Source organism: Streptosporangium sp. CA-115845 (assembly GCF_050943795.1).
In the GTDB taxonomy this organism is placed as follows: domain Bacteria; phylum Actinomycetota; class Actinomycetes; order Streptosporangiales; family Streptosporangiaceae; genus Streptosporangium.
Genome location: NZ_CP191988.1, coordinates 5,360,238 through 5,386,109, shown reverse-complemented (window position 1 = coordinate 5,386,109; position 25,872 = coordinate 5,360,238). Strand labels below are relative to the sequence as shown.

Here is a 25,872-nt window from a genome sequence, read left to right as displayed (position 1 = left end):
GTGAAACGTCTCATCCTCATCGGACCGATGCTTCTCGCCCTCACCTTCCCCGTCTCCCTGCCGGGAGCCGCGCTCGCCGCCCAGGCGACGACCTGCCCGGTGCGAATCGACCCGGCGAGCTTCGCGAGCGAGGCCCGCCTGCTCGAACTCGCCGAGCGGCAGGAGGACTTCGGTCCCCGGCCGACCGGCTCGGCCGCCCACGACGACTACATCGACTGGCTGGAGGACGAGATCGGCGCGGTCCCCGGCGTCCAGCTCTCCTCGCTGCCCTACGAGATCGACCGCTGGGACGACCTCGCCACCGGGCTGACCGTCGGCGGCCAGGACGTGGCGGTCGCCGCGCCCGTGCCCTTCTCCTACTCCACCGGGCCGGTCGGGGTGACCGCCCCGCTCACCTACCTGCCCGCGGGCACCGCCATCACCGCGGCGAACGCCGCGGGGAAGATCGTCGTCAGGGATCTGCCCTGGTCGACGGTGCCCAACCTGCTCTTCTACCCGCCCCTGCTCGGCTACCACATGTACGACCCCGGCCTCACGATCAACCTGCTCGGCTCCGACTCCATGGAGGCCCCCGCCGGGGCCGACGCCGACCTCAAAGCCGCCGCCGCGGCGGGCGCGGCGGGGGTGCTGGAGGTGAGCCGCCTGCCGCACGCCCAGATCGAGGGGATGTACGCGCCCTACGAGGGGCTGCCGTACCAGGTTCCCGGCGCCTATCTCGGGGTCGACCAGGGCGAGCGGATCAAGCAGGCGCTCGCCGCCGGGCAGCCGGTCGAGGCCGTGCTGACCGTCGACGCGGCGTGGACGCCGAAGACGACCCGCACCGTCCTGGCCACCCTGCCCGGGGCGAGCGAGCAGAAGATCGTCGTGGAGAGCCACACGGACGGCATGAGCCCGGTGTGGGACAACGGCCCGCTCACGATGGTGGAGATGGCCCGCTACCTGGCGTCGCTGCCGGTGAGCTGCCGCCCGCGTACGGTCCAGTTCGCCTTCGTGACCGGCCACCTCTACCAGCACCTCACCGGACCCGGCGTCCGTGAGGGAGGCGCGGGGCAGCTGGCGGCGATGCTGGACGCCGAGTACGACCAGGGAAAGGTCTCCTCGGTCGTCGTCCTGGAACACCTGGGCGCCCGGCGCTACGACGCGGTCACCCGCGCCGGAGGACTGCCCGGACTGGAGCTCGTGGCCGATCCCTCGCTCACCGAGCTGCTCTGGGTCCCGGTCAGTGAGAGCACGCCCCTGCGCGAGCTGGTCAAGGGCCATATCCAGCACTGGGACGTGCGGCGCACGGCCGTGCTGAAGGGGCTGTCGGCGGCCGACGTGGGCACCGTGCCGCACCACTGCGGCTTCGGGGGCGAGGGCACGCCGTACAACCAGCACCTGCTGCCGACCATCGCGCCGATCGCGGCCCCCAAGACGCTCTTCTCACCGCGTTTCGGGGCCGAGGCGATCGACGTGACGGCGATGCGCCGGGCGTCGCTGGCCTTCACCGACGTCGTGCTCGACCTCGGCACCATGTCACAGGCGGATGTCGCGGGCGACGTCACGTTCATGCGCGCCCAGCGTGCCTCGGGCACGCCGGGGTGCTCGTGAGCATCGACCGCGAGGCCCTGGTACGGCGGCACGCCGTGGTGCTGACCGAGCCGGACGCGGAGTCCCCGCTGACCGTCGGCAACGGCGAGTTCGCCTTCACCGCCGATGTCACCGGGCTGCAGACCTTCCCCGCCTTCCACGCCGCGAGCATGCCGCTGGGCACCCAGTCGCAGTGGGGCTGGCACACGATGCCCAACCCCCGGGGCTTCGCCCTGGCGGACGCGATGACCGGCTACGGCCGGGCCCGCTATCCCGACCGGCACCGGATGACCTTCGGCGGTCCGGTGGCGCCGGAGTTCGAGGCTGGTACGTGGCTGCACGGCAATCCCCAGCGGCTCGACCTGGGCAGGATCGGGCTCGACCTCGGTGAGCACGTGGAGATCACCGACCTCGTCGGCGTCCACCAGCGGCTCGACCTGTGGAGCGGGCTGCTGCGCAGCGCGTTCACGCTCGACGGCGTGCCGTACGAGGTGGAGACGGTCTGCCACCCCGGACGCGACCTGCTGGCGGTGCGCGTCACCGGCGGGGCGGCGGTGACGATCGCCTTCCCGTACGCCTGTGCGGCCTGGAACGTGGCCGCCGACTGGGACGGTCCGGAGCGGCACGTCACCGGCCACGTCGTCGGCGCCGCACGCTGTGACTTCACCCGGGTGCTGGACGGCGACCGCCACCACGTCGCCCTCGCCTGGCAGGGGCCGGCCCGGCTCACGCCCGTCGCCGAGCACCGCTACCGGCTGGAGGGCGCCACCGAGTTCGTGGTGGCCTTCGGGCTCGACCCCGCGGAGCCCGGCCTTCCCGGATTCGCGGAGGTCCGCGCGGCCGCCGCCCGGCACTGGGCCCGCTTCTGGACCGATGGCGGCGCGGTGAGTTTCGAGGGCAGCTCGGATCCGCGCGCGCCCGAGCTGGAACGGCGCGTGGTCCTCTCGCAGTACCTGACCGCGGTCAACTGCGCGGGCTCGCTGCCGCCGCAGGAGACCGGCCTGGTCTGCAACTCCTGGAGCGGCAAGTTCCACCTGGAGATGCACTGGTGGCACGCGGCGCATTTCCCGCTGTGGGGAAGGCCGGAACTGCTGGAGCGCAGCCTGCCGTGGTACCGGAGCATCCTTCCCGCGGCGCGGGCCACGGCCGCCGGGCAGGGGTGTCGCGGGGCCCGCTGGCCCAAGCAGGTCGGTCCCGAGGGCAGGGAGAGCCCCAGCACGATCGGGCCGTTCCTGATCTGGCAGCAGCCGCACCCGATCTACTTCGCCGAACTCCTCTACCGGGTCCGGCCGGAGGCACTGCACGACTACCGGGACCTGGTCTTCGAGACCGCGGAGTTCATGGCGTCCTTTCCCATCGAGGAAGGCGGCCGCCACGTGCTCGGGCCGCCGCTGATCCCGGCGCAGGAGTCGTACGCGGAGATCAGGACGACGGTCAGGAATCCCACGTTCGAGCTGGCCTACTGGTGGTGGGGGCTGGAGACCGCGCAGCGGTGGCGTGAGCGTCTCGGCCTCGCCCGGGACCCGGAGTGGGAGAGGGTGCGGGACGGGCTGGCCGCGCCGTGCGTCAGGGACGGCGTCTACGCGGCCATCGCGGTGGAGCCGTACACGCTCAGGACGGACCACCCCTCGATGACCGGGGCCCTGGGCCTCGTTCCGGCGACGCCGCTGATCGATCCGGAGACCATGCGGGCCACCCTCGACGACGTGCTGGAGACCTGGGACCTGCCGAGCACCTGGGGCTGGGACTACCCGATGCTCGCCATGTGCGCGGCCAGGCTGGGCGAGCCGGGCAAGGCGGTCGACGCGCTGTTGATGGACGTGCCCAAGAACGCGCATCTGGTCTCGGGTCACAACCGGCAGTGGCCCGGGATCCTGCCGCTCTACCTGCCGGGCAACGGCGGCCTGCTGGCGGCCGTCGCGCTGATGGCGGCGGGCTGGGACGGCGGGCCCGACAGGTGCGCGCCCGGCTTCCCCGCGGGCTGGAACGTCCAGGTGGAGGGGGTGCGGGCGATGCCCTGACCCGGACGCGGCCCCCGCGGCGCGGGGGCCGCGGGTCAGCCGAGTGCCCTGTCGGCCGTCTCGTGGTCGGCGAGCAGCGTGACCGTGTAGTGCAGCACCTCCTCCTCCAGTGCGGACAGCCGCTCCGCGTTCCCCGCGCGCACCTCGGCGGCGATGAACTCGGTGACGCCGAAGACGATCAGGGCGGGCACGCTCTCCCTGACCGGTCCCCGGGAGGGGGTCTCCGCCCTGGCCCGCGCGGCGAGGGCGCGCAGCATCTCCAGGAAGGGCAGGTAGGCGCGGTCGCGCTGGTCCATCGCCCGCCGGCCCGCCGCGGGGAGTTCGACGAAGTAGGCGCGGGCGTACTCGGGACGGTCCTGCCACCACCGCAGGTAGGCGTGCAGGCCCTGGCGGACAGCGGCGACCCAGTCGTGGCCGGTGCCCTCGGCCGCGGACAGGATCGTCTCGACCACGCCGGGCAGGTCCCGTTCGCACAGGGCGAGGAAGCAGGCCTCCTTGTCGTGGAAGTTGGCGTAGAAGGCGTTGCGCGAGACCCGCGCGGCGGCGATCACATCGGGCACGGTCGTGGCGGCGTACCCCCGGGCCGCGACCAGCAGCAGCATCGCCTGGATCAGGCGGTCGCGCTGCGAGGTGCGGACCACTTCTGGGGGCAGCCCGTGACGGCCGCGGGGGAGGGGCTCACCCTCCGGAATTTTCTTCCGATCCTGTCTTGACATCAATCACAGATCGTACTTCCCTCTGTTAGGAGACGTTCACGTCTCCAAAGAATCGGTGAGGTGACCATGGAAGACAAGGGCATGTCCCGGCGGCGGGTGCTGCGCGTGGCGGCGGTCGGGCTGTTGTCGGCGGGCCTCGTGTCGCGGACCACCCAGGCGGTGGCGGCCGGCACGATCGAGTCGCACTACGCGGTCCGGGGCCCCTGGGCGGTCACCGCCTCCGACGCGGGCGACGCCTCGGGAACCTATCGGCTGCACCACCCGGCGGACCTCGGCGCCGGTGGCTTCCGGCACCCGATCGTCACCTGGGGGAACGGCTCCCACGCCACCCCCGCCCTCTACCCCGGCGTGCTCGACCAGCTCGCCTCCTGGGGCTTCGCCGTGATCGCCTCCACCGACACGACCACCGGGACGGGCACCGAGATGCTCGCCGCCGCGCAATACCTGGTGGCGAGGAACGCCGACCCCGCGAGCCCGTTCCATCAGCGGCTCGACACGACCAGGGTCGGCGCCGCCGGGCACTCCCAGGGCGCGGGCGGCACGGTCAACGCGGCCAACCTCTCCGCGGGGCTCGTCACCACCGCCGTGCCGATCGCGTTGCCCGCGCAGCTCTGGGTGGGGGCCGGCGACCGGTTCCAGGTCTCCCAGCTGGCCTGCCCCGTCCTGTTCATGAGCGGGAGCGACGACTGGCTGATCTCACCGGCCTCGGCGCTGCGGGGCTACTACGACCAGGTGCCCGGGGCGGCGGCCATGGCACTGCTGAAGGGCGCGGGCCACAACGACATCCAGGGCACCGGCGGCGGCTTCCTCGGCTACCTGACGGCCTGGCTGAGGTACCGCCTCCAGGACGACGCCTACGCCCGGGGCGCCTTCGCCGGGAGTGCCCCCGAGTTCACCGCCAACACCGCCTGGCAGAACCAGGCCGCCAAGAACCTCCCGTGACCACCACACCGACGCGGCCCGCCGGCAGGAGGCCGCCAGGCACCTCCCGGCGGCCCCGGGCCGCCGAGAACCTCCCGTGACCACCTCATCCCGCGCGGTGCCCGCCGTACGGGATCATCCCCCAGGAGAACCGCCATGGCGGATCTGACACGGCGCCGGCTGCTCGCGGCCGGCGCGCTCTCCCTGGCCGCGCCCAGCGTGCTGGCGGCCTGCGGCGACGACCGGCCCGAGCGGCCCGATCGGCAGGCCCAGGACGGCAGGCCGCACGGCGAGGTCAGCGTCTGGCTGCACGGCTCGCAGGAGACGGGCCCGCAGTTCGAGAAGCTGGTGCACCGCTACATCGACGAGTTCGGCGTGGACGTCAAGCTCCTCTACCTGCCCGTCGCCCAGCTGGACGCCAAGCTGCTGACCGCCTTCGGCGGCGGCACCCCACCCGACGTCTTCAAGATCGGGCACTGGAGCTTCCCCTCCCACGCCGGAAAGGAGCGGCTGGCGCCCATCGACCCCCGGGCGTTCGGCGCTCCGGACGTGGCGACCGTCCTGGGACGGTACGAGCCGGGGACGGTCGCCCCGCTGAGCTACCGCGGCCAGGCGTACGGCGTGCCGATCGACCTCAACCCCGCCATGCTGTACTACCGCAGGGACCGCTTCGAGGAGGCCGGTCTCGACCCGGACAAACCTCCCACGACCTGGGAGGAGGTCGCCGACCACAGCAAGAGACTCACCTCGGCCGACGGCAGGCGGGTGGGCCTGCAGTGGCTCTACGGTGACCCGCAGTGGGCGCTGATGACGCTGACCGCGCTCATCAAGGGCGGCGGCGGCGAGCTGGTCAGCGCCGACGGCACCCGCGCCTCCCTCGACACCGAGCACGGCATCCGGGCCCTGGAGTACTTCGCCGGGATCGGCAACCCCAGGCTCTCCAACCCGCTCGGCGCGCTCGGGCTGTTCTACTCGGGTGAGGCCGCCATGGTCGTCAGCGGGGCCTTCCTCGGTCCCGCGCTGGAGCGGCTCGGCGAGGACACCCTCAAGCCGGGCAAGGACTACGGCGTGGCGCCCATGCCCCGCTGGGCGGGCGGCAGGGCCGTCGTGCCCGCCTACACGTGGGGCTGGGGCGTCGCCGCCGTGTCGAAGAACGGCTTCACCGCCTGGCACCTGATCAACTACCTCCAGGGGCGGGAGTCGGTCACGGCCAACCTGGAGAACGGGATCGTCATCCCGGCCACCGGCTGGCGGGACGCCGGGCCGCGCGGCACCTCCGAACTGATGAGGATCGCGGCCTCCGGCATCCCCGACGCCGACTTCGGGCCGGCCATCCCCGCCGCGCTGGAGCTCGCCAAGGCCGCCTCCAGCGCCTGCGACGCCGTGGCCCACGGCCGATCCACGCCCGCCCGGGCGGCCAAGGACTTCGACGCCACCGTACGGCTCGCGCTGTGAACGTGGACACCGGGCATGCGGGTCGTCCGGCCGGTTGTCCGGGCCGGTCCTACCGGGGCCGAGGTGACGTGGTGGGTACCCGATGACCCTGACCACGAAGATTGTCGAGGCGCTCGTACCCGCAGTCTCGTTGGGGCTGGGGAAAGGTGGGCGCGGCAGGTCGCGCCGGGAGGCCCGATGACCCTGACCACGAAGAGCGTTGAGGCGCCCGTACCCGCCTCCTCGCCGGGGCCGGGGAAAGGTGGGCGCGGCAGGTCGCGCCGGGAGGCCCGATGACCCTGACCACGAAGAGCGTTGAGGCGCCCGTACCCGCCTCCTCGCCGGGGCCGGGGAAAGGTGGGCGCGGCAGGTCGCGCCGGGAGGCCCGATGACCCTGACCACGAAGAGTGTTGAGGCGCTCGTACCCGCCTCCTCGCCGGGGCTGGGGAAAGGTGGGCGCGGCAGGTCGCGCCGGGAGGCCCGATGACCCTGACCACGAAGAGTGTTGAGGCGCTCGTACCCGCCTCCTCGCCGGGGCTGGGGAAAGGTGGGCGCGGCAGGTCGCGCCGGGAGGCGGGGGCCGGGATCGTGCTGACGATCCCGGTGGCCGTCTTCTTCGTCGTCTTCTGGCTCGTGCCGTTCTGCGGTGCCGTGTACCTCAGCTTCACCGACTACGAGATGGCCGGCGCCCCGCGGTGGATCGGGCTGGACAACTACGCGCGGATGCTCCAGGATCCCGGGGTCTGGAACTCGGCGTGGATCACCGTCGTCTACACGGTCTGCACGGTCCTGCCGACCATCCTGCTCGCGCTGCTCGTCGCGGTGCCGCTCAGCGGGCCCGGCCGCCTCAACCGCGTGCTCCGCTCGCTGGTCATGGTGCCCGCGGTGATGCCGCTGGCCGCGACGTCGATGGTATGGGTCATCATCTACTCCGACCGGGGTATGGCGAACACGCTGCTCGGCGCCGCCGGCATCGAGCCGCAGGCGTGGCTGACCGGCTCGGATCTGGCGATCTGGGCGCTGGTCGTGATGGTCGTCTGGAAGAGCCTGGGGCTGTTCGTCATCATCCTGACGGCCGGGTTGCAGGCGCTGCCCCGGGAGGTCTACGAGGCCGCGGCGATCGACGGTGCCGGGCCTGTCACCACGTTCCGCAGGATCACCGTCCCGCTGCTCCGCAGGACCCTGCTGTTCGTGCTGGTCATCTCCGTCGCCGGATCGATGCAGGCCTTCGTGCCCGCCTTCCTGCTCACCGGCGGCGGCCCGGCCGACGCCACCCAGGTGCTGCCCTACTACATCTGGGCCAACGCCTTCCCCTACGAGCACATGGGCTACGCCTCCGCGCTGGCCATGATGCTGCTGGTCGCGATGCTGGTCGTCTCGATCGTCCAGTTCGGCTTCCTGCGGGGTGGGGACGAATGAGGGTGCTCCGGACCGTCTGGCTGCTGAGCGCCGTGGGCGCGATGCTGCTGCCGATCTACGTGATGCTCGTGGTCGCCTCCGCTCCCGACGACACCGACCTCGGCGGGCTGGTCTTCAACGGCTTCCACCTGCCGCGGAACCTCGCCGAGCTGTTCGCGGGCGAGGGTTTCCCCGTCTACTTCCGCAACAGCGTGATCTACTGCGTCGGCAGCGGGGCGCTGGACGTCCTCTTCTCCTCGGCGGCCGGCTACGCCCTGGCCCAGCTGTCCTTCCCCGGCAGGCGCGTGCTGTTCGCGCTCGTGGTCGGCACGCTCGCGCTCGCCCCGATGGTCATGATCATTCCGGTGTTCCTGATCGTCAAGGAGCTGGGCTGGGTGAACACCTTCCAGGGGGTGATCGTCCCCGGCATGATCAGTGCCTTCGGCGTCTTCCTGGTCCGCCAGTTCGCCCTCGGCGTTCCCAAAGAGCTGATCTTCGCGGCGCGCGTCGACGGGGCGGGGGAGCTGCGCATCTTCCTCCGGGTGGCGCTTCCGCTTTTGCGACCGGCGCTGGTGACGCTCTTCCTCATCCACTTCCTCGCCCAGTGGGACAACCTGCTCTGGCCGCTCATCGTCGCCAACGACCCCGCACTGTGGTCGCTGCCCGTGGGACTGGCCAACTTCCAGAGCGAGCACGGTTTCAACTACCACCTCATGACCGCCGCCGCCCTGGTCACCGCCGTGCCGCCGTTCCTGCTGCTGGCCGGGCTGCAGCGCTACTACGTGGCGGGGCTCACCTTCGGGGGGGTCAAATGACGGTCCCGGACACCGCCGAGATCATGGCGTGGATCGAGACGATCACGGCCAGGGGGATCCGGCGCCCCGGATACCCCGCCGACGCGTGGACGGAGAGGTGGGCGGCGGGGCTGCTGGCGGACTTCGGGCTCGACGTGCGCCTCGCACCGGTCGAGGTGCCCACCTGGCACCCTGTCACCGCCACGCTCCGCGCCCACCTGGACGCCGACCCGTCCCGCGCCGTCGAGGTGGCGGCCTTCGCCCTGCCCTACACCACCCCGAAGGCGACGGTGACCGCGCCGCTCACCCGGTCGGCGGTCCCCGGTCGCATCGCGGTGCGCGAGCACACCTTCGCCGAGCTGCCCCAGGCCCTGGTACGGGAGATCGCCACCGCCGTGCACGACCCCGACGGCGACTTCGACGGCCTGGTGCAGACGCTGCCGTTCGCGCCCGGCTACCTGGAGGATCTCGACGGGGCGGTCACCTCGGGGGCGGCCGGGTACGTCGGGGCGCTGACCGGCCTCCCGTGGGAGACGCGCGACTACTACGTGCCCTACGACGCGGTGCACCGGTCCGTACCCGCGGTCTGGTTGTCGGCGGCCGACTCGCGGCGGGTGCTGGCGCTGATGGACGAGGGGTCCTGCGCCGGCACGCTGTCCGTGGAGTCGGAGACCTCGACCGCGACCTCGCACAACGTGATCGCCACCCTGCCCGGGCGGGGCGACGGCTGGGTGATCGTCGCCTCGCACCACGACGCCCCCTGGGCCTCCGCGGTGGAGGACGCCTCCGGTGTCGCGCTGGTGCTGGCCGCCGCCAGGCACTGGTCGCGGGTGCCGGAGGAGGACAGGCCGCACAACCTGCTCTTCCTGCTGACCGCCGGGCACATGGCGCACGCGGCGGGCACCCGGGCGTTCATCGAGGAGAACCGGGCCCTGCTGGACCGGGTCGTGCTCCAGGTCCACCTGGAGCACGCGGCCCGCGAGTGCCGCGCGGAGGGTGGGACGCTGGTGCCCACCGGTGCCCCCGAACCGCGCTGGTGGTTCACCACCCGGCGCCCCGAGCTGGAGCGGCTCGTCGAGCGGGCGCTGGTCGCCGAGGACCTGCGCAGGTCGTTCGTGCTGCCGCCCGACGTGTTCTCGCCGATGCCGCCGACCGACGGCGCGTTCTTCCACCCGGAGGGGGTGCCGCTGGTGCACTTCCTCGCGGCCCCCATGTACCTGTTCGATTCCGCCGACACCCTCGACAAGGTCGACGAGGCGAGCCTGGTGCCGCTGACCCGCGCGGCGATCCGCATCGTCGAGGGCACCGAGGGATGGAGCCCCAGATGATCGTGCGAACCCCCTCCGGCCTCGTCAGGGGCCGCTTCGACGGAACGGTGGCCTCCTTCCTCGGCGTTCCGTACGCCGCCCCGCCCTTCGGCGAACACCGCTTCGGCGCGCCCGTCCCGCCACCCGCCTGGGACGGGGTCCGCCCGGCGCTCCTGCCGGGCGCGGCGGCGCCGCAGCGGGCTACCGACGACATCGGGCTGTACGCCCCCGAGGTGTTCGCCTCCGGAGAGGACTGCCTCAACCTCGACGTCCACACCCCCGACCCCGGTGCCGCCGGCCTGCCGGTGCTGGTCTGGTTTCACGGCGGGGCCTTCGCCATCGGCGGCAACGGAGCCGCCTGGCACCGCGGACACCGCTTCGCCCGCGACGGCGTGGTGTGCGTCTCCGCCAACTACCGGCTGGGCTTCGAGGGGTTCCTCGCGCTGGACGGGGCGCCGCTCAACCGGGGCGTGCTCGACTGGCTCGCCGCGCTGGAGTGGGTGCGCTCCGCCGTCGCGGCGTTCGGCGGTGATCCGGGCAACGTGACGATCGCGGGGCAGTCCGCGGGCGGCGCGGCGTGCGCCACCCTCCTGACGATTCCCCGCGCGGCGGGCCTGTTCCGCCGGGCGATCGTGATGAGCGGGTCGGCGAGCCTGGCCGTATCGGCACAGCGGGCCCGCGGGTACGCCGGTGAGCTCGCCGCCCGTCTCGGCGTCCGGCCGGCCAGGGAGGACTTCCTGACCATCCCACCCGCCGCGCTGGTGGCCGAGCAGCCGCCGCCGCTGTCGGGCGGGGAGTCCGGCGCGTTGAGCGGGGCGGTGCCGATTCAGCCCGTCGTGGACGGCGAGCTGGTGCCCTCCGTGCCACTGGACGCGCTGCGCGCGGGGGTGGGCGGACACATCCCGCTCCTGGTCGGCTGCACCGGTGACGAGGCCGGTGTCTTCGTGCGCGCGATGGCGCGGGGGATCGACGAGGCGACGGCCGCGGCCGTGCTGGCGCAGATGGGCCTGCCGCCCGGCTACCGGGACGCGCATCCCGGGTTGTCGCCCGAGGAACTCGTCGGCAGGGCGGCCGGCGACCACCTGTTCCGCAGGGAGACGATCTGGATCGAGGAGGCCCGCGCGGCCACCGCCTCCGCCCCGACCCACGCCTACGAGTTCCGCTGGGAGTCGCCGGTGCCCTCTCCCATCGGAGGCGGGAAGGTCGGCGCCGCGCACAACATCGACCTGCCCTTCGCCTTCGACGTGCTGGACGCGCCAGGCGTCGAGCGTACGGCGGGGCAGCGGCCCCCGAAGGCGCTCGCCGAGGCGATGCACGGCGCCTGGGTGCGGTTCGCCCGCGACGGCGACCCGGGATGGCCCGGCTACGACCGCGCCCGCAGGCAAGTAATGATCTTCGATACCGAGTCGGAGGTCGCCGACGATCCCCTGCGGCCGCAACGGCACCTCTTGCGGGAGCCGTGAGCGGCGTGCACCTTGTTACTCAGCGACCGGAGGTTTTCCATATGCTGTCCTACTCGTGCGCCGTCTCGGGCGCCCCCCTCCTCGGTGAGACCATCGGCGAGAACTTCGAGCGGATCGTGGCCCGCTTCGGCGACCGGGAGGCCCTGGTCGACCTGCCGGGCGAGCGCCGCTGGACCTACGCCGAGCTGAACGCCGACGTCGCCTACATCGGCGAGGGGAGCTGGCGCCGCTTGCTGGCCGGGGCTACGGACATCGGCCCCGAGCGGCTGCGCGAGCGCATGGCCTCGCTGACCTTCGATGATCCGACCAACATCTAGTACACCTCCGGCACCACCGGCTTCCCCGAGGGCGTGCCCCTGTCGCATTACAACATCCTCAACAACGGCTACTTCGTCGGCGAGCTGGTCGGCTACGACGAGACCGACAGGGTCTGCCTGCTAGTGCCCTTCTACCACTGCTTGAGTAGTACAGCTTGTAGGTAACATTGCCGCCATGGCGAAACCCAAGGGGCGCGGCCCTGTACGGGCCAGCATCTACGTCCGCATTTCCAGGGATCTCACCGGAGAAGAACTCGGCATAGCGAGGCAAGAGGAGGAGTGTCGGAGGCTTTGCGCACGCCTCGGCTTCGAGGTGGGGGAGGTATTCTCAGACAACGACATCAGCGCTACGAAGGGGAAAGTCAGGCCAGGCTTCGAGGCACTGCTGGCCAGCCAACCGGAAGCGGTCGTGTGCTGGCACACGGACCGGCTCGTCAGGGTGACGAAGGACCTTGAACGAGTGATCGCGCTCAGCGTGAACGTGCACGCGGTGCGCGCCGGACACCTTGATCTGTCGACTCCCGCTGGTCGAGCCGTCGCCCGTACGGTCACGGCGTGGGCGACATACGAGGGCGAGCAGAAGGCGGAGCGCCAGGCTCTCGCGAACCTGCAAGCGGCGAAGGCGGGCAAGCCCTACACGGCAGGCATCCGTCCCTTCGGATACGGCGAGGACCACGTGGCGATCGTTCCGGCCGAGGCCGAGGCCATCCGCGAAGGCGCTTCGATGATCCTTGCCGGTGAGTCTCTGTCGTCTGTCGCCCGGAAGTGGACCCAGGCCGGTCTCCTGTCGCCTCGCTCGATCGCGGCCGGAGCGAAAGCGTGGACCCTGCGAGGGGTGAAGAAGGTACTCACTTCCCCGAGGTACATCGGCCGGCGAACCTACCGAGGCGAGGTCATGGGGGATGCCGAGTGGTCGGCCATCCTCGATGACGCGACCCACTATGCGGTGGTGTCGATCCTGTCGAGCCCCGACAGGTTCAGCGGAGGTCCGAGGACCGGCAGGACGGCGACGACGCTCCTGGCCGGCATCGCAGTATGTGGCGTGTGCGGGGAGACCGTGAGCGGCAGGGGGTACCGGGGGACGAAGGTTTACGGATGCCGTCAGACCCACACGCGTACACCTCGGGACATCGCCGACGAGAGAGCGGAGAAGGCGACTCTCGCCCGCATGGTGTGGCCCGACTTCCTGCCCCCAGTCCTTGCCATGCACGCAGGGGGCAGCGATGCCGACACGGCACACCTGCGAGCCGAGATGAAGAATTTGCGTGAACGCCTCAACGGTCTTGCCTTGGCCTACGCCGAGGGGGCCATCAGCCTCTCGCAGATGACGGCTGGAAGCGAAGCCCTAAGGGGCAAGCTCGAAGAGGTCGAGTCCAAGCTGTCCGGGGTCACCGGTCTACCTCCTCTCGACTCCGTCTCCGGCATCTCTGGACTCATCGAAGGATGGGCCGACGCTCCTTTGCCTGTGAGGCGTTCATGGGTGGCGTTCTGCACGATCGTGACTCTGAGGCCGGCGAACGGGAAACACGCACGGAACATGACACCGGAGGATCATGTCTCGCTCGACTGGCACCACCTTGCAGGGGACGGCGAGGAGTAGCTGAGCAGGCAGGGGTCCGGCGGCTCAGAGCCGAGAGGCAGGCACCGTCTTTACGGCTTCTTACGCGATGAGTTGATTTATCCGCAGCCCGGTCCGGGGATGGGTCGTCCGACGCCATTGATCATGGGCCGTGCGCCTGCCACCGGACAGACGCATCCGAACGCGTACGCGCGGACCCCGCGGACCTGGCGACGAGGAGGAGCGCGTGAGCCATGTCGTGGTGATCGGCGCCGGTCTCGGCAGCCTTGCCGCCGCGGGGCGGGACGTCACGATCGCGGCCGGCCGCGCCGAACGCCGGCTGATCGCCGAGGTGCCGTGAACCGGCAGGGGTGGGGCCGGCACGAGGTCGTCTGGCACGAGGTCGTCCGGTGCGAGGCCGCCCAATGCTGTCGTCGGGAGGGTGTGATGTCGGAACCGGTGGCCGTCGACGCGATGGGTGGAGACCACGGACCGGGCGAGACGGTCGCCGGGGCGGTCACGGCCCGGCGTGAGCTCGGAATCCCCGTGGTGCTCGTGGGCCGCTCCGGCGCCGTCCGCGCCGAGCTCGCCCGCCACGGCGCCGTCGGCGAGATCGGCGTGGTGCACGCCGAGGACGTCGTCCCGATGACCGAACGGGGCGCGGGAGCGGTCTTCTCCACCAGGACCAGCCTGACGGTCGGCTGCGACCTCGTACGGCGGAAGGAGGCGTCGGCGTTCGTGTCGGCCGGTTCCACGGGCGCGGTCGTCTCGTGCGCCATCCACGGCATCGGGCGTGCCCCGGGCGTCCTGCGGCCCGCCCTGGCCATCGCGCTGCCCTCGGTCACCGGCGGCGCGACCGTGCTGATCGACGCCGGGGCGACCTCCGACCCCACCCCGGAGATGATCGCCCAGTTCGCGCTGCTCGGCGCCTCCTACGCCCAGCTCGTGCTCGGTGTCGCCGACCCGTCGGTGGGCCTGTTGTCGATCGGCTCGGAACCCGGCAAGGGTAACCGGCTGACCCGCAGGGCCGGTGAGCTGCTCGCCGGGCTGCCGTTGCGCTTCTGCGGCAACGTGGAGGGACACGACGTGCTCGCGGGCACCGTCGACGTGATCGTCACCGACGGTTTCACCGGGAACGTGGTGCTCAAGAACGTCGAGGGTTCGATGCGGGCCGCGCTGACGCTGGTGGCGCGTTCCGGTGCCGCCGGAGCCGAGGAGTTGCGGGCGGTGGCCCGCCGCTACGCCCCGGAGGCCTACGGCGGGGCGGCGCTGCTCGGCCTGATCGGCACCGTCGTCGTCGCGCACGGTTCCTCGCGGGCGGCGACGATCGCGCGCGCCTGCGCGGTGGCGCACGATCTCGCCGAGGGCGGGGTCGTCACCTGGCTCGCGGACCGGCTCACCGCGGAGGCCGCCCGTTGAGCGGCATGGAAATCCGGTCCCCCGATCACCGTTGTCTCCGGTATCGGTGTCCCCAGGCGAGCAGGACGAACAGACCCATGCACGTTCCTCCCGCGACGGCGACCAGCGGATCCGGCGGGTCGAAAACCGCCGCGAAACCGACGGTCTCCATGACCGCCATCGTCGTGTAGATCGACACCAGCCCGGGGCTCCACGCCGCGGGCTCGGCCACGAGGCGCTCGATCAGGACCATGACCAGCAGTGAGACGACGAGCCAACCGGCGAAGTTACCGAGCGGGACGCCACGGTAGGGGCCGGGGTCGTGCCAGACCCACAGGCCCAGCCGGGTCATCCGCGGGTCCAGGAACACGTCCCAGGCGGTGAGCGCCAGCGCCCCCAGCGCGACCCGCGCGGCCCGGCTGCCGGGTGCGATCGCGGCGGCCACCGCGTGGGCCGCCAGTCCCATGCCACCCCAGGCCAGCGCCACGATCACCGGTACCCCGCCGAGCACCGGCTGGAGAGCGCCGGTGTAGTGGTAGTCGCCGAACGGCACCCCCGTCCTGATTCCGACCCACCCCGCGGCGTACCCGGTCGCGACCGCGGCGGTGAACGCCGCGACGGCTCCGGTGGGGGAGTGGGTCGCCGAGGCGAAGACCAGCGCGCTCGCCGCCAGCAGCGGGACGACCACACCGGTCAGCGCGATCGGCCGAGGCTGCAGCCCCGAGGCGACCTGCGCCACGACCATCGCGGCCAGCAGTACCGCGCCCAGCGCGCCCAGCGCCTTCGAGGCGCGTGTGGCCATGGGTTCTGCCGGTGGTGGCCACACCCGCAACGCACCGGGCTCCTCCCGTCTGCTGTTCACCTGGTGGCTGTGCCCGATGGACGGTCATTTGATCGGCTGGGCGAGGTCAGGTTCGCTTTGAAAATCCGATCTCCCGGAAGACAGCGGCGAGGAGCTCCTGCGGCACATGCAGGACGGCACCTCCGTCGAAGACCCGAGGGCGCGGGTCCTGGTCGGCCGCTGGGACGCGCTGGCGAACCGGTTCCACAACGACGGCCGCGACGGGGAGCAGACCAGAGCCGCGGCGCAGCGGACCTGGCAGGAGAACAGCGAGGAGATCGGCCGGAGCCTGCCGTGGCCCGCGGCCCGGATGCGCGACCTGCTCCACTACCTGGAACGGGCTCGGCAAGGCGGATAACCGACGGACAGATGAGACGACCTCCCGGGCACCGGCCTGGTCAGCGGTGGTTTGTTCGCTTTAGCTCTTTGCCCGCCTTGTCATAGGTGACCCACTCGCCGGTCTTCTTACCGACGTTGTACGTCCCCTCGTCCAGCAGGTTGCCGTTGTCGTGCCAGCGGCGCCACGGGCCGTGCTGCTTACCGTCCACGAAGGCGCCCTGCTGCAGGAGGCCGCCGCCCTCGCGGTGCCAGACCCACTCGCCGACGAGCTGTCCGGCCTGATAGACACCCTCCGCCTTCAACCGGCCGTTCCGAAAGTAGAAAGTCCACGGTCCATTCCGCTGCCCGTCCGAGTGGTCGCCCTTACCCGACAGGGTTCCGTCCTTGAAGTATTCCTCCGCCATGACGACAGCATAGGAGCGGGCTAGCTGAATGTGTTGGTTTGTTCCCGGGTATTCGGTCGGAAAGGTTTGTTGGTAAACCCGGAATCCGACACCCCGTATCTCCGCCGTGGGCGGTGCCGTGCCAGCCGGGGAGGTGTGGTTGGCTGTCCCCCCGTGAACGTCGTTGAAGTGCTGGGACTGTTCGGAGCCGGGGTGCTGGCCGGGGTGGTCGGCACGGTGGTGAGCCTGGCCTCGATCATCTCCTACCCGGTGCTGCTGGCTTTCGGCCTGCCGCCGGTGACCGCGAACGTGACGAACACGGTCGCGCTGACCTTCAACGGGGTGGGCGCGGCGTTCGGGTCGCGACCGGAGTTGGCCGGACAGGGAGCGAGGGTGCTGCGACTCGGCACGATGACCCTGCTCGGCGGGGCGGTGGGGGCCGGGTTGCTGCTGGCGACCCCCTCCGACACGTTCGAGGCGATCGCGCCCTGGCTGATCGCCTTCGCCTCACTGCTGCTGCTCCGTCCGCCGAACACGATGGGAGGGTACGGCGGTGAGGACGGATGGAAGGCGCGCGCCGCCATGTTCGCCGTCGCGATCTACATCGGCTACTTCGGGGCCGCCGGCGGGGTCCTCATGTTCGCGGTGCTCTCGGCCGTGCTCGACCAGTCACCGGTCAAGATCAACGCTATCAAGAACGTCATCTCCGCCCTGGCCAACGGGGTGGCGGCGATCGGCTTCGCCCTCTTGGGGCCGGTGCAGTGGTCGGCGGCGGTACCCCTCGCGCTGGGATTCCTGCTGGGCGGCCGGCTCGGTCCGTCGATCGCCCGCCGCCTGCCCGGCCGCGCGCTCCGCCTCGGCACCGCCGCCTGCGGCCTGCTCGTCGCGCTCAAACTCGGCGTCGACGCCTACGCGTGAGTCGCCCTACGGCGGGGTTTGTCGTACGAGCATCCAGTCGGTCACCGTCGAAAGGTGCGGTGCCGCGCCTGATGAAGAGCACAGCGCGGGTGCCGGGGTTCGCATCCGCGCTGCCGAGCCCGCCGAAGACCGCCACCCGATCTAGGTGACTGGTGTTAAGCGGGTCGTCCTGAACGTGCTGCCGCATGGGGTGGCCCGCTCAGCCCCGCCTTGAGTTCTCAGTCAGCGCGTGCCTGACCCGTTCGAGGTGAGCGGTGTCGTCCCGGTGAAGCCGGTCTGGAACGTCTGAGCCGGCCACCATGTAGTCGCCTCCCCTCTTCCCGCTGGTCAGACGGTAGCCACCGTCCAGCTTCCGTGAATGGTGGAGGCGACACCAAGGACGCCCAGACGTGCGAGGTTGACCGCGGCGGCCGGCAAAGAGAAGTCGGCGTCAATTTTGGCTCGGCCGCGCATGCGGGCACGGCGTCCGCCATGGCGTCGGCGGAGCATGTGAGCGAGCTTGCGTTCGACCTTCGGGCGAGTGGCGCGGTAGTCGGCAAGCCAGTCCGGATCACGGCTGTCGGCCCGGCCCCGCGCCAAATGCCCTTCATGGGGGCTGATCGTGATGACGCGGCCGTCCCTGGCGGTGGTGCACCGCGCGGCCAACGGGCAGGCCACGCAGGCAGCGCCGAAGCGGGCCACCGCACCCCCGTCGCTTTGCGGCCGGATCTCGACGCTCACCCGGTTCGGACAGGTGACCTGCCCGGCATCCAGATCGATGGTGAAGACGTCCTTGCTGAAACGGCCACCCGGTGCGTTGGCCGGCTGCACCTTGACCATGCTGATGATGTCACCCTCGGCCGGCAGCGGCCCGGTGCCGTAGGCGGCATCACCATAGACCTCGGCCCGCCTGATCTCGGCGGGCGCGGTCTCGGCGGGCGCGGACAGGATGTCAGCCGGCAGTTCAGCGGCAGGGCCGGCATCGCCGACGTTGCCCGCGCTCACCACCGTGGCGGTGATGATCTCACTGTCGGGATCGTCAGCGATGTGACCCTTATAACCGTCAAAGGACCGGCTGACGCTCTTATGGCCGTGCCGGGCCTCAGGATCGACAGTGGAGATGACGCGGTCCTTGGCCACCTTGCGGGCGATCCGCAACACCCCGCCCTCACCGCCCGCCTCCAGGTCCTGTCCGAGCACCGTCGCCGGCAGGCGCGCCGCCTGGGCCACCTCCTGCTCCAGCGTGCGACCATCAAGCACGGCCGGCAGTGCGTATCCGTCCCCGGCACGCGAGTCGACCAACGCCTCCCGCTCAGCGGCATCGGTCCAGTCGATGACCGGCTTGGCCATATCGGTGTAGGCGTCCGCGCTGGAGATCATCGCCCGCAGCTCGGCCCGAAGCACGTGATCGGCCGCGCGCAGCAGCCCACGAACCGCCGAACGGATCAACGTGACGGTGTCCTGGGTCGCCACCGCATCGTAGATCGGCGTACTGTCCAGCACCCGCCTGCGGCCGGCCAGCCCGGCCTGGGCCGCCACCTGCACCGTCCGCTCGAAAATCCGATTCGGCCGCTCAGAGGCGGCCGGCCTCGCGCGCATGTCCACCAGCACGGTGTGCACGAACCCCGGATGGTCGAGGTCCAGCCCGCCGGCGGCGTACTTCCACCGCACATCGAAGGCGAACCGCTCCACCGCTTCCCGGTTCGACAGCCCTTCCAGCCGCTGGAGCACCATGACCACCGCCACGATCATCGGCGGCACCGAGCGCCGGCCGTCCTCAGCGAACAGGTCGGCGAACATCTCATCGGGGAACAGATTCCCGCACTCGCGGTGCAGTACCGCGTAGATCGAGTTCGGCGCCGGCCGGCCCTCTCAGAAACTCACCGTGGAGGAGAGCAGCCCCGGCTGCGTCGGAGTCTGGCCCACTGCCATTCCTCAACCTCTCCCCGCTCCCGGTGACCAACAACGATCACCCTGGCACACGAGGAGAGGTCACCGCGAGATCGCCAGAAAAACACCAGTCACCTAGCCGAGGTCGAAGGCGACGCCGGCGAGGTGAACCGTTTGCACCTCCGGGTCGTCGAGGAGCCTGCGCAGGTCGGCGAGTTTCCAGTTGTCGACGACGAGCCCGTACACGACGCCCTCCTCGGCCGCCCCCGAGAGCCAACCGTGGCTCAACCCGAACTCGTCGAGGTCGTCCCCTTCGTCAAGCAGTCCGACCCACCTGCGGAACTCCGTCAGCGCCGTCTCGGGCTCGGTCTCGCACTGATAGTTGAGTTCCTCCCAGCTGTGCTCCTTGGTCATGTCGCGGTTCCAGACGACCGCGTTCAACGGGGGATCGCCGCTGGAGTCGTCGTAGTAGGACGGGGAATAGATGTAGGAGACGTCTCCCCCTCCGCAGAGTTTGTGCCTCCGGTTGAAGGCGACGAGCCGATCGGTGGTCATCGGGTGCGTGAACTCCACGACCGCGACGGCGTCGAGCGTCTGAGGGAGCCCGTCGATGGTCTTCCGGGCCTCCTCCGTCGGCTCCCTGTCGACGTCGGGATCCGCCTCCACGGAAGTGATCGCGTCGGCCAGGCTGCCGGACGGCCCGTCGAGGGAGGGTGCCCGGACGGCGCCGAACAGATTCTCCACGATTTCGTATCCTGTCTCGCCCTCACCGGGACCGGCCCGGAGCGGCTCCCCCCACAGCGTGTAGGTCGTCTCCAGCAGTCCCCCGGCATCGCTGTAACCGTAGAACAGGCGCTTGTCCGGGTTCGCGACGCGGGCGGCCGTGCCGTACACCCGAGCCGTCCGCTCGTCGAAGTCGGTGAACAGCCACAGAACCCGGTCGACCGCGCTGAAGGCCAGGAACAGCGCCGCGGTGACGGCCAGGACCTTGACAAGGGACCTGGCCACATACGCCCAGTCGGGCTCTCTCATGTTCACTACCGCGCACTCCTGCGACCTAGATCAAATCGGGTGTGACGCACCATAACCGCCCAGAGCCGATGTGGAGCGGGAATCAGGCATTGTGGACAGCATGCTCATCCCCATCGACCGCGTCGCCGACGAGCAGCCGTACCGCAGCGGGAAACACACGTGCCATGGAGCCTTTTTCGGCCTGGTCAGGAAGTGCCCCAGGGTGCCTTGAGGCGCTGACCTGACAGCGACTCGCAGGCTGAGGAGGCGTTCCGGCCGACAAGGGCCACGGCACCTTTGGCCGTACAGGAACGTGCGACGTGTCAGGCTACCTTGACGTCAAGAAGGCTTGACGAGATGCTGGGCCCATGTCTACTCCTGACGAGCTGGAACGCCGGTTCACGCTGCTGACCGCAGCCGCGCGCTACGACGCGCTACGCACCCGTGACGCCCTGGCCGCACCGGCCGACGAGGACGACTCCGCGCTCATGCCGCCCGACCCCGACGCGGAGCCCCTGACCCGGGGCGAGGCGCTGGAGCTTCTCGCGCTGGGTGAGGTGATCGCGCGGAAGGCGGGTTACGGACGTCAGCTCTCCGTGCGCTCCGCCCGCCGGGCCGGCGCTTCGTGGTCGCAGATCGGTGCCGCGCTGGGAACCAGCAAGCAGGCGGCGTGGGAGGCCCACAACCGATGGATCGACGAACAGGCCGGGGAACGCGACGGTCACTGGGGCTGGGACGAGAACGAAGTGGCGGCCGCGCGCGTACTCGCCGGCGACTCCGAAGGCGAGGGTGCGGAGTGAGCAAGCAGGCCGAGTCCGCCCCTGCCTGGGGACGCGGGCGGGCCGGGCGGTGGTTGAGTCCGCCCGCGTCATGCACCGCACGGGAGCTTCTGCGCGCTCGCGGGGTACGTCGCCTGCGGCACGGCGGCCCAGGTCGGGGAAGGTGTGGCCGCCGTGCCTGCTCAGAAGTGGCCGATAGTGGCCGAGGTGGAGGTGAGGGCCCAGCGGTGCAGGAGCGAGGTCGTCTCGGCCTTGCGCATCTGCGCTTTCAGTCCCTCGACGGTGCGGTCGCAGAGAAGCAGTGGTTCCGGGGTGGGCCAGGTGGCGATGGCGTGGAAGAGACGGCTGCCGGTGCCGTACAGGACAGCCCAGCCGGGCCAGGTGATCTCCAGCATCGCGGCCTCGGCGCGGGCCTCGTGGTCCCAGGTGTAGTGCGGGACCGAACCGGGGGTCACGCCGTCACGGTGACGACCGCGAGGGCGGGCAAGGCGTCGCCGGATCACGAGATCACCTGCCCGGCGGCCCGCTGCCGCGCCTCCCGTGCGATGGCCTCCTGCCGGTCGGTCTCGGCGCGCAGGGCCTCAAAGCTGTCGGCGTCGACCGTCCGTTCGGCTCCGGCGTGAAACGCCAGGGCGCAGAAGGGCTGCTCCCTGCTGGCCCACAGTCGTCCGGCATCACTGAGGATCAGCCGCCAGCCGGGGATGGTGGTGGATTCAGCATCGGTCATTGATTGGACCTCCATCCGATCAAGGGTCCGTCCGGTCGTCGCTAGCGGTGGACGGGTCCGCTGTATGGGTTGGGCGGGAAGGGCCGTGCACGTCGTGTGGAGGTTGCCGTCGCACCAGACCACCGACCTCGCCCGGACCGACACGAGCGCGACCCCGTGACCGCTGTGGACGTTGGTGAAGGTGCCCGTGCTCCGCCAGAGCGTCGTGCAGCTCTCGGGCCGCGCTTTCCGCTGTGGGCGGGGGTGATCTGCGAGTTGTCGTGCCGGGCCATGAGGCCAAGTCCACCGGTCAGTGGATGACCGTGTAAGCGTGTGATGGTCATAGGGAGTGGGAGCCGGTTCACACCTCGTGTGAAAGCGATCCAGTCGTGATACCGCACAGGGGCAGAGGGCCTATCTGGATCGTGATCACGTGATTACACTCCGCGTTGAGGCTGTCGATCGACGGGAGGCTGAACGATGAGCGAGCCGAACATCCTGCTTGACTCGCTGCTGGTCGAAGCGGGGATCTCACACGCGGGACTCGCTGCACGCATCAACGTGACCACGGCGACGGCCCGTCGTCCTACCCGTTACGATCACACCGCCGTCGCCCGCTGGATACGAGACGGCGGCATCCCGCGAGGAGACGTACCAGAGATCATCTGCGAGATCATCGGTACCAGGATCGGGCGGGTCCTGTCCCTTTCCGACATCGGCATGGTCAGGCGGGAGGCCGGCCTGGGAGAGGTGGGTCTGCCGCAGGCCGTTGACCAGGCCGTCGCTCTCTGGCGGGGAGATCTCGGGAGCAGGGGTTTCCTGGCCGACGCCACGATGGTCGACGGACCGGCCGCTATCGCCCCTGTTTTCGAATGGGAGAACCCGCCCCATGAGATGGACGTCTCCAGCCGTGGCCTGCGTACGGTGAGCATGGAAGACGTTCACACAGTCAAGGCCGCGCGCGGCCGCTACGAGCAGATGTACCGCCGGGTTGGCGGAGTGCCAGTGCGGCCGCGCATCGTGGCCTTCCTCAACGCCCACGTAACCCCTCTGTTGAAGGGAGGGCGCGACGATCGCACCGGCCGGAGTCTGTTCCGAGCAGCCGGCGGCCTGGTCGCGCTCGCGGGCATCTGCGCCTACGACTCCGACCGGCAGGCACTCTCCCAGCGCTACCTGTTCCATGCGCTGCGGATGGCCAAGGCGTCGGGTAACCTGGCGTTCGGCGGATACGTGGTGGCTTTGCTGGCCAACCAGGCCATGTCGCGGGCGAAGTACAGGCATGTGATCCAGTACGCGGAGACGGCATTGCGCGGTGCGGGCGGGCATCTGAGCCCTGCCCTTGCCACCGACTTGCACACCCTCCAGGCCAAGGCATACGCACGTATCGGAGATCGGGCAAGCTGCCACGTGCACATGAGCCGAGCGGAGACCAATGCGGCCCGGATCAGGCAGAACGACGAGCCGTCCGAGACCGGATACGTCCAGCCGGGCCTGCTGGAATGCCAGCACGCCGAGGCCCTGCGGCGGCTCGGCGACCTCGTGGCGGCCCAGGAGTACGCCGAGGAGGCTCTCCGTTCCGCCGGCGCCTGCCATCTGCGAGGCCAGGCCCATCGCCTGGCTACCCTGGCTCTTGTACTGGCCGAACGCGGAGACGTGGACCAGGCAGCCGCGACCGCCGAGACGATGCTGGAACGCGTCGAGGGAATGGAGTCCGAGCGCGTCGCCGAACGCGTTGCCACGGTCACTGCGGCCTTGCGGCCGTTCTCCACGCTAACGGTCCGGGAGTTTCTGGCGCGTGCCGGGCAGCAGGCGCGCGTGCCCTTGTAGCGTGGTGTCGAGATCAGGAATCCACGCTGGGAGTACGCCGCATGCGCTGGCAGGTCCACTCCGAAGAACTGCTCTACACCGACCAGTGGCTTGATATCCGGGTGGCGGACGTGGAACTTCCCAACGGCAGGCACCTCGACCACCGGATCATTCGTACAGCACCGGGAGCTGGGGCCGTCGTCACCGACGACGAGCAACGGGTGCTGCTGATCTGGCGGCACCGGTTCATCACCGACTCGTGGGGCTGGGAGATCCCCATCGGCAAGATCGAAGAGGGCGAGGAGCCGATCACGGCCGCCGCGCGGGAGGTCGAGGAGGAGACCGGCTGGCGTCCAGGACCGCTGCGCCCGCTGCTCTACACCCAGCCGACCAACGGTCTGTCCGATTCCGCACACCACATCTTCCGTGCTGAGGGCGCCACGCACATCGGCCCGCCGACCGAGGAGTGGGAGGCCGAGCGCATCGAGTGGGTGCCACTCGCCGACATTCGCCGACTGATCGACAAGCGCGACATCGTCAGCGGCACCAGCATGGCCGCCTTGTTGTACACCCTCACTGACCTGTAGTCGCAAAAACCCGTGCGTGACCATGGGGAAGACGCCTTCGTCGACTCTTGACAGCGAGATTCCCGGAGGTCACGCTGTTGCGTATAGCGCTGCTTGTTCTGCTTTACGAAACCGGGGTTTGTTGCGATGATCCCTGTCTGCCCCCTCGCGGCCCTTCCTCCGGGTGAGGCCCACCGGCTCGACGTCGACCCGCCCATCGCTGTCTTTCACACCGAGGACGGCGAGATCTACGCCGTGGACGACACCTGCACCCACCAGGACGCCTCGCTCTCCGACGGGTGGCTGGAGGGGTGTGAGATCGAGTGCCCCCTGCACGCCTCCAGCTTCGACCTGCGGACGGGACATCCGACCACCCTTCCCGCCAAGCTGCCGCTGCGTACCCACCGGGTGGTGGTCTCCGACGACACCGTCTACGTGGTGCCCTCCGAGGAGCCACCGAACCTGCCGCCCGGCGTGCGCGCGGGTACCGCATGACGCCGGCGCGAGCCCTCCCCGTCAACGGCCGTCCCAACCCGTCAACATGGCAGACCGAGGAGCGATCGTGACCGCGAGAAGCCTGCCGCCCAGCGTGATCGCCACCCTGCCTGGTGGCTACTACACCGACGAGAACGTCTTCGCCCTGGAGCAGGCCCGGATCTTCGAGTCGATGTGGTTCTGCGTCGCCCGTGCCTCCGATCTGGGAAAGCCGGGGGCCTTCAGAACCGTCCAGGTGGGCCGGGAGAGCGTCCTGGTCACCCGGGCCAGGGACGACTCGATCCGGGCCTTCCTCAACGTGTGCCGTCACCGCGGCGCCCGGATCCGCACCGAGGAGTCCGGCGAGGTCAAGCGGGCCTTCCAGTGCCCGTACCACGCCTGGACCTACGACCTCGAAGGCAAGTTGATCGCCGCGCCCAACCTGACGAAGATGCCCGACCTCGACCGGGTCGAGTACGGGCTGGTCAACGTGGCCGTGCGCGAGTGGATCGGGTACGTGTGGGTCTGCCTGGCCGACGAGCCGCCGTCGTTCGAGGCGGACGTGATCGGTGAGGCGACGGCCCGGCTGGGTGACGAGCGGGCCATCGAGAGCTACGACATCGCCAACCTGGCGGTGGGCCGCAGGATCGTCTACGACGTGCGGGCGAACTGGAAGCTCATCGTGGAGAACTTCATGGAGTGCTACCACTGCGCCACCATCCACCCCGAGCTCACCGAGGTGCTGCCGGAGTTCGCCGACGGCTACGCGGCGCAGTCCTTCGTCGGGCACGGGGCGGAGTTCGGCGAGGAGATCCGGGGGTTCACCGTCGACGGCTCGGCGGGGGTGGACCGCATCCCCGGGGTCGGCGAGGAGCAGGACCGCCGCTACTACGCGATCACCATCAAGCCGCAGGTCTTCGTCAACCTGGTACCCGACCACGTGATCCTGCATCGGATGTTCCCGCTGGCGGCCGACCGGACGATCGTGGAGTGCGACTGGCTCTTCCTCAAGGACGTGGTGGACGCGGGCACCGATCTCGGCCCGTCCGTGGAGCTCTTCCACCGGGTCAACGAGCAGGACTTCGCGGCCTGTGAGAGGTGCCAGCCCGCGATGAACTCTCGCGCGTACGCTCAGGGTGGGGTCCTGGTGCCCAGCGAACACCACATCGGGGCCTTCCATGACTGGGTGATCAACAGGCTGGGGACCGGATCCGGTTGACGGCGGGAAGGCGCCTATAGTGGGCGAAACCCTCCGTTTCGGGACGCAGGGCGAGCGGAAGGGGA

26 protein-coding genes are annotated in these 25,872 nt (G+C 70.4%); 19 read left to right on the top strand and 7 right to left on the bottom strand.

Annotated features, from left to right (window positions below; all coding sequences use genetic code 11):
* Positions 1–1,590, top strand: coding sequence for a hypothetical protein (locus ACQP0P_RS26520; protein ID WP_433359192.1), 1,590 nt, complete (start codon positions 1–3; stop codon positions 1,588–1,590).
* Positions 1,587–3,590 carry a hypothetical protein gene (locus ACQP0P_RS26515; RefSeq protein WP_433359191.1) on the top strand — a complete coding sequence of 668 codons (2,004 nt, stop codon included), beginning with the start codon at positions 1,587–1,589 and terminating at the stop codon, positions 3,588–3,590. The genes ACQP0P_RS26520 and ACQP0P_RS26515 overlap by 4 nt, the downstream gene beginning before the upstream one ends.
* Before the next feature lie 35 nt (positions 3,591–3,625).
* On the opposite strand, the gene ACQP0P_RS26510 is transcribed toward ACQP0P_RS26515, so the two are convergent.
* Entirely contained in the window at positions 3,626–4,306 is a 681-nt protein-coding gene (locus tag ACQP0P_RS26510; RefSeq protein ID WP_433359190.1) for a TetR/AcrR family transcriptional regulator, read from the bottom strand.
* A gap of 66 nt (positions 4,307–4,372) precedes the next feature.
* Between ACQP0P_RS26510 and ACQP0P_RS26505 the strand changes: the two genes are divergently transcribed.
* The 10 genes from ACQP0P_RS26505 to plsX all read left to right on the top strand — a co-directional run bounded on the left by ACQP0P_RS26505 (position 4,373) and on the right by plsX (position 14,917).
* Entirely contained in the window at positions 4,373–5,248 is an 876-nt protein-coding gene (locus ACQP0P_RS26505; protein ID WP_433382110.1) for an alpha/beta hydrolase family protein, read from the top strand.
* 135 nt (positions 5,249–5,383) lie between these two features.
* Positions 5,384–6,682 (top strand): extracellular solute-binding protein, encoded by a 1,299-nt coding sequence (locus tag ACQP0P_RS26500; RefSeq protein ID WP_433359189.1) that lies wholly within the window; start codon positions 5,384–5,386, stop codon positions 6,680–6,682.
* Between the two features lie 462 nt (positions 6,683–7,144).
* Positions 7,145–8,080, top strand: coding sequence for a carbohydrate ABC transporter permease (locus tag ACQP0P_RS26495; protein WP_433359188.1), 936 nt, complete (start codon positions 7,145–7,147; stop codon positions 8,078–8,080).
* A complete protein-coding gene (locus ACQP0P_RS26490; RefSeq protein ID WP_350925400.1) occupies positions 8,077–8,874 on the top strand; it encodes a carbohydrate ABC transporter permease in 798 nt (265 codons plus the stop codon). The genes ACQP0P_RS26495 and ACQP0P_RS26490 overlap by 4 nt, the downstream gene beginning before the upstream one ends.
* Complete coding sequence (locus ACQP0P_RS26485) at positions 8,871–10,181, top strand: M28 family metallopeptidase (protein ID WP_433359187.1); 1,311 nt, start codon at positions 8,871–8,873, stop codon at positions 10,179–10,181. The genes ACQP0P_RS26490 and ACQP0P_RS26485 overlap by 4 nt, the downstream gene beginning before the upstream one ends.
* A complete protein-coding gene (locus tag ACQP0P_RS26480; protein WP_433359186.1) occupies positions 10,178–11,623 on the top strand; it encodes a carboxylesterase/lipase family protein in 1,446 nt (481 codons plus the stop codon). Before ACQP0P_RS26485 ends, ACQP0P_RS26480 begins: the two co-directional genes overlap by 4 nt.
* A 41-nt stretch (positions 11,624–11,664) precedes the next feature.
* Positions 11,665–11,940 carry a hypothetical protein gene (locus ACQP0P_RS26475; RefSeq protein WP_433359185.1) on the top strand — a complete coding sequence of 92 codons (276 nt, stop codon included), beginning with the start codon at positions 11,665–11,667 and terminating at the stop codon, positions 11,938–11,940.
* Between the two features lie 33 nt (positions 11,941–11,973).
* On the top strand, positions 11,974–12,105 hold the full coding sequence (locus tag ACQP0P_RS26470) for a hypothetical protein (RefSeq protein WP_433359184.1): 132 nt from the start codon (positions 11,974–11,976) through the stop codon (positions 12,103–12,105).
* A gap of 10 nt (positions 12,106–12,115) precedes the next feature.
* Positions 12,116–13,540 carry a recombinase family protein gene (locus ACQP0P_RS26465; protein ID WP_433359183.1) on the top strand — a complete coding sequence of 475 codons (1,425 nt, stop codon included), beginning with the start codon at positions 12,116–12,118 and terminating at the stop codon, positions 13,538–13,540.
* A 405-nt stretch (positions 13,541–13,945) separates the two neighbouring features.
* Complete coding sequence (gene plsX / locus ACQP0P_RS26460; RefSeq protein WP_433359182.1) at positions 13,946–14,917, top strand: phosphate acyltransferase PlsX; 972 nt, start codon at positions 13,946–13,948, stop codon at positions 14,915–14,917.
* A gap of 25 nt (positions 14,918–14,942) precedes the next feature.
* Here plsX and ACQP0P_RS26455 read toward each other — a convergent pair whose 3' ends face one another.
* Positions 14,943–15,698: a carotenoid biosynthesis protein gene (locus ACQP0P_RS26455; protein ID WP_433359181.1), complete on the bottom strand. Its 756-nt coding sequence runs from the start codon at positions 15,696–15,698 to the stop codon at positions 14,943–14,945.
* Positions 15,699–15,864: 166 nt separating this feature from the next.
* Between ACQP0P_RS26455 and ACQP0P_RS26450 the strand changes: the two genes are divergently transcribed.
* Complete coding sequence (locus ACQP0P_RS26450) at positions 15,865–16,095, top strand: hypothetical protein (protein ID WP_433359180.1); 231 nt, start codon at positions 15,865–15,867, stop codon at positions 16,093–16,095.
* A gap of 40 nt (positions 16,096–16,135) precedes the next feature.
* Here ACQP0P_RS26450 and ACQP0P_RS26445 read toward each other — a convergent pair whose 3' ends face one another.
* Positions 16,136–16,480 carry a toxin-antitoxin system YwqK family antitoxin gene (locus tag ACQP0P_RS26445; protein WP_433359179.1) on the bottom strand — a complete coding sequence of 115 codons (345 nt, stop codon included), beginning with the start codon at positions 16,478–16,480 and terminating at the stop codon, positions 16,136–16,138.
* Between the two features lie 153 nt (positions 16,481–16,633).
* On the opposite strand from ACQP0P_RS26445, the gene ACQP0P_RS26440 reads away from it, so the two are divergent.
* Complete coding sequence (locus ACQP0P_RS26440) at positions 16,634–17,377, top strand: sulfite exporter TauE/SafE family protein (RefSeq protein WP_433359178.1); 744 nt, start codon at positions 16,634–16,636, stop codon at positions 17,375–17,377.
* A 327-nt stretch (positions 17,378–17,704) separates the two neighbouring features.
* Here ACQP0P_RS26440 and ACQP0P_RS26435 read toward each other — a convergent pair whose 3' ends face one another.
* Positions 17,705–19,156 carry an IS1182 family transposase gene (locus ACQP0P_RS26435; protein WP_433359177.1) on the bottom strand — a complete coding sequence of 484 codons (1,452 nt, stop codon included), beginning with the start codon at positions 19,154–19,156 and terminating at the stop codon, positions 17,705–17,707.
* A 225-nt stretch (positions 19,157–19,381) separates the two neighbouring features.
* Entirely contained in the window at positions 19,382–20,284 is a 903-nt protein-coding gene (locus ACQP0P_RS26430) for a hypothetical protein (protein ID WP_433359176.1), read from the bottom strand.
* 341 nt (positions 20,285–20,625) lie between these two features.
* Here ACQP0P_RS26430 and ACQP0P_RS26425 point away from each other — a divergent pair, with 341 nt between their 5' ends.
* Positions 20,626–21,057: a hypothetical protein gene (locus ACQP0P_RS26425; RefSeq protein WP_433359175.1), complete on the top strand. Its 432-nt coding sequence runs from the start codon at positions 20,626–20,628 to the stop codon at positions 21,055–21,057.
* A 161-nt stretch (positions 21,058–21,218) separates the two neighbouring features.
* Here the strand turns inward: ACQP0P_RS26425 and ACQP0P_RS26420 are convergent, their stop codons facing one another.
* Together ACQP0P_RS26420 and ACQP0P_RS26415 are read right to left on the bottom strand one after the other, a co-directional pair.
* Positions 21,219–21,491, bottom strand: coding sequence for a hypothetical protein (locus ACQP0P_RS26420; RefSeq protein ID WP_433359174.1), 273 nt, complete (start codon positions 21,489–21,491; stop codon positions 21,219–21,221).
* Between the two features lie 44 nt (positions 21,492–21,535).
* Positions 21,536–21,763: a hypothetical protein gene (locus tag ACQP0P_RS26415; RefSeq protein ID WP_433359173.1), complete on the bottom strand. Its 228-nt coding sequence runs from the start codon at positions 21,761–21,763 to the stop codon at positions 21,536–21,538.
* Positions 21,764–22,222: 459 nt separating this feature from the next.
* Between ACQP0P_RS26415 and ACQP0P_RS26410 the strand changes: the two genes are divergently transcribed.
* The 4 genes from ACQP0P_RS26410 to ACQP0P_RS26395 all read left to right on the top strand — a co-directional run bounded on the left by ACQP0P_RS26410 (position 22,223) and on the right by ACQP0P_RS26395 (position 25,807).
* Positions 22,223–23,569: a transcriptional regulator gene (locus ACQP0P_RS26410; RefSeq protein ID WP_433359172.1), complete on the top strand. Its 1,347-nt coding sequence runs from the start codon at positions 22,223–22,225 to the stop codon at positions 23,567–23,569.
* Positions 23,570–23,610: 41 nt separating this feature from the next.
* A complete protein-coding gene (locus ACQP0P_RS26405) occupies positions 23,611–24,135 on the top strand; it encodes an NUDIX hydrolase (protein WP_433359171.1) in 525 nt (174 codons plus the stop codon).
* A gap of 126 nt (positions 24,136–24,261) precedes the next feature.
* Positions 24,262–24,609: a bifunctional 3-phenylpropionate/cinnamic acid dioxygenase ferredoxin subunit gene (locus tag ACQP0P_RS26400; RefSeq protein WP_433359170.1), complete on the top strand. Its 348-nt coding sequence runs from the start codon at positions 24,262–24,264 to the stop codon at positions 24,607–24,609.
* Positions 24,610–24,655: 46 nt separating this feature from the next.
* Complete coding sequence (locus ACQP0P_RS26395; RefSeq protein WP_433359169.1) at positions 24,656–25,807, top strand: aromatic ring-hydroxylating oxygenase subunit alpha; 1,152 nt, start codon at positions 24,656–24,658, stop codon at positions 25,805–25,807.
* The last annotated feature ends 65 nt before the right edge of the window (positions 25,808–25,872 follow it).

What these genes read in the sequence shown, in the direction of transcription:
- ACQP0P_RS26510 (WP_433359190.1), bottom strand. Translation starts at nt 4,306, where the DNA reads ATGTCAAGACAGGATCGGAAGAAAATTCCGGAGGGTGAGCCCCTCCCC.
- ACQP0P_RS26505 (WP_433382110.1), top strand. Translation starts at nt 4,373, where the DNA reads ATGGAAGACAAGGGCATGTCCCGGCGGCGGGTGCTGCGCGTGGCGGCG.
- ACQP0P_RS26500 (WP_433359189.1), top strand. Translation starts at nt 5,384, where the DNA reads ATGGCGGATCTGACACGGCGCCGGCTGCTCGCGGCCGGCGCGCTCTCC.
- ACQP0P_RS26495 (WP_433359188.1), top strand. Translation starts at nt 7,145, where the DNA reads ATGACCCTGACCACGAAGAGTGTTGAGGCGCTCGTACCCGCCTCCTCG.
- ACQP0P_RS26490 (WP_350925400.1), top strand. Translation starts at nt 8,077, where the DNA reads ATGAGGGTGCTCCGGACCGTCTGGCTGCTGAGCGCCGTGGGCGCGATG.
- ACQP0P_RS26485 (WP_433359187.1), top strand. Translation starts at nt 8,871, where the DNA reads ATGACGGTCCCGGACACCGCCGAGATCATGGCGTGGATCGAGACGATC.
- ACQP0P_RS26480 (WP_433359186.1), top strand. Translation starts at nt 10,178, where the DNA reads ATGATCGTGCGAACCCCCTCCGGCCTCGTCAGGGGCCGCTTCGACGGA.
- ACQP0P_RS26475 (WP_433359185.1), top strand. Translation starts at nt 11,665, where the DNA reads ATGCTGTCCTACTCGTGCGCCGTCTCGGGCGCCCCCCTCCTCGGTGAG.
- ACQP0P_RS26465 (WP_433359183.1), top strand. Translation starts at nt 12,116, where the DNA reads ATGGCGAAACCCAAGGGGCGCGGCCCTGTACGGGCCAGCATCTACGTC.
- plsX (WP_433359182.1), top strand. Translation starts at nt 13,946, where the DNA reads ATGTCGGAACCGGTGGCCGTCGACGCGATGGGTGGAGACCACGGACCG.
- ACQP0P_RS26455 (WP_433359181.1), bottom strand. Translation starts at nt 15,698, where the DNA reads ATGGCCACACGCGCCTCGAAGGCGCTGGGCGCGCTGGGCGCGGTACTG.
- ACQP0P_RS26450 (WP_433359180.1), top strand. Translation starts at nt 15,865, where the DNA reads ATGCAGGACGGCACCTCCGTCGAAGACCCGAGGGCGCGGGTCCTGGTC.
- ACQP0P_RS26445 (WP_433359179.1), bottom strand. Translation starts at nt 16,480, where the DNA reads ATGGCGGAGGAATACTTCAAGGACGGAACCCTGTCGGGTAAGGGCGAC.
- ACQP0P_RS26435 (WP_433359177.1), bottom strand. Translation starts at nt 19,156, where the DNA reads ATGTTCGCCGACCTGTTCGCTGAGGACGGCCGGCGCTCGGTGCCGCCG.
- ACQP0P_RS26425 (WP_433359175.1), top strand. Translation starts at nt 20,626, where the DNA reads ATGTCTACTCCTGACGAGCTGGAACGCCGGTTCACGCTGCTGACCGCA.
- ACQP0P_RS26415 (WP_433359173.1), bottom strand. Translation starts at nt 21,763, where the DNA reads ATGACCGATGCTGAATCCACCACCATCCCCGGCTGGCGGCTGATCCTC.
- ACQP0P_RS26410 (WP_433359172.1), top strand. Translation starts at nt 22,223, where the DNA reads ATGAGCGAGCCGAACATCCTGCTTGACTCGCTGCTGGTCGAAGCGGGG.
- ACQP0P_RS26405 (WP_433359171.1), top strand. Translation starts at nt 23,611, where the DNA reads ATGCGCTGGCAGGTCCACTCCGAAGAACTGCTCTACACCGACCAGTGG.
- ACQP0P_RS26400 (WP_433359170.1), top strand. Translation starts at nt 24,262, where the DNA reads ATGATCCCTGTCTGCCCCCTCGCGGCCCTTCCTCCGGGTGAGGCCCAC.
- ACQP0P_RS26395 (WP_433359169.1), top strand. Translation starts at nt 24,656, where the DNA reads ATGGCAGACCGAGGAGCGATCGTGACCGCGAGAAGCCTGCCGCCCAGC.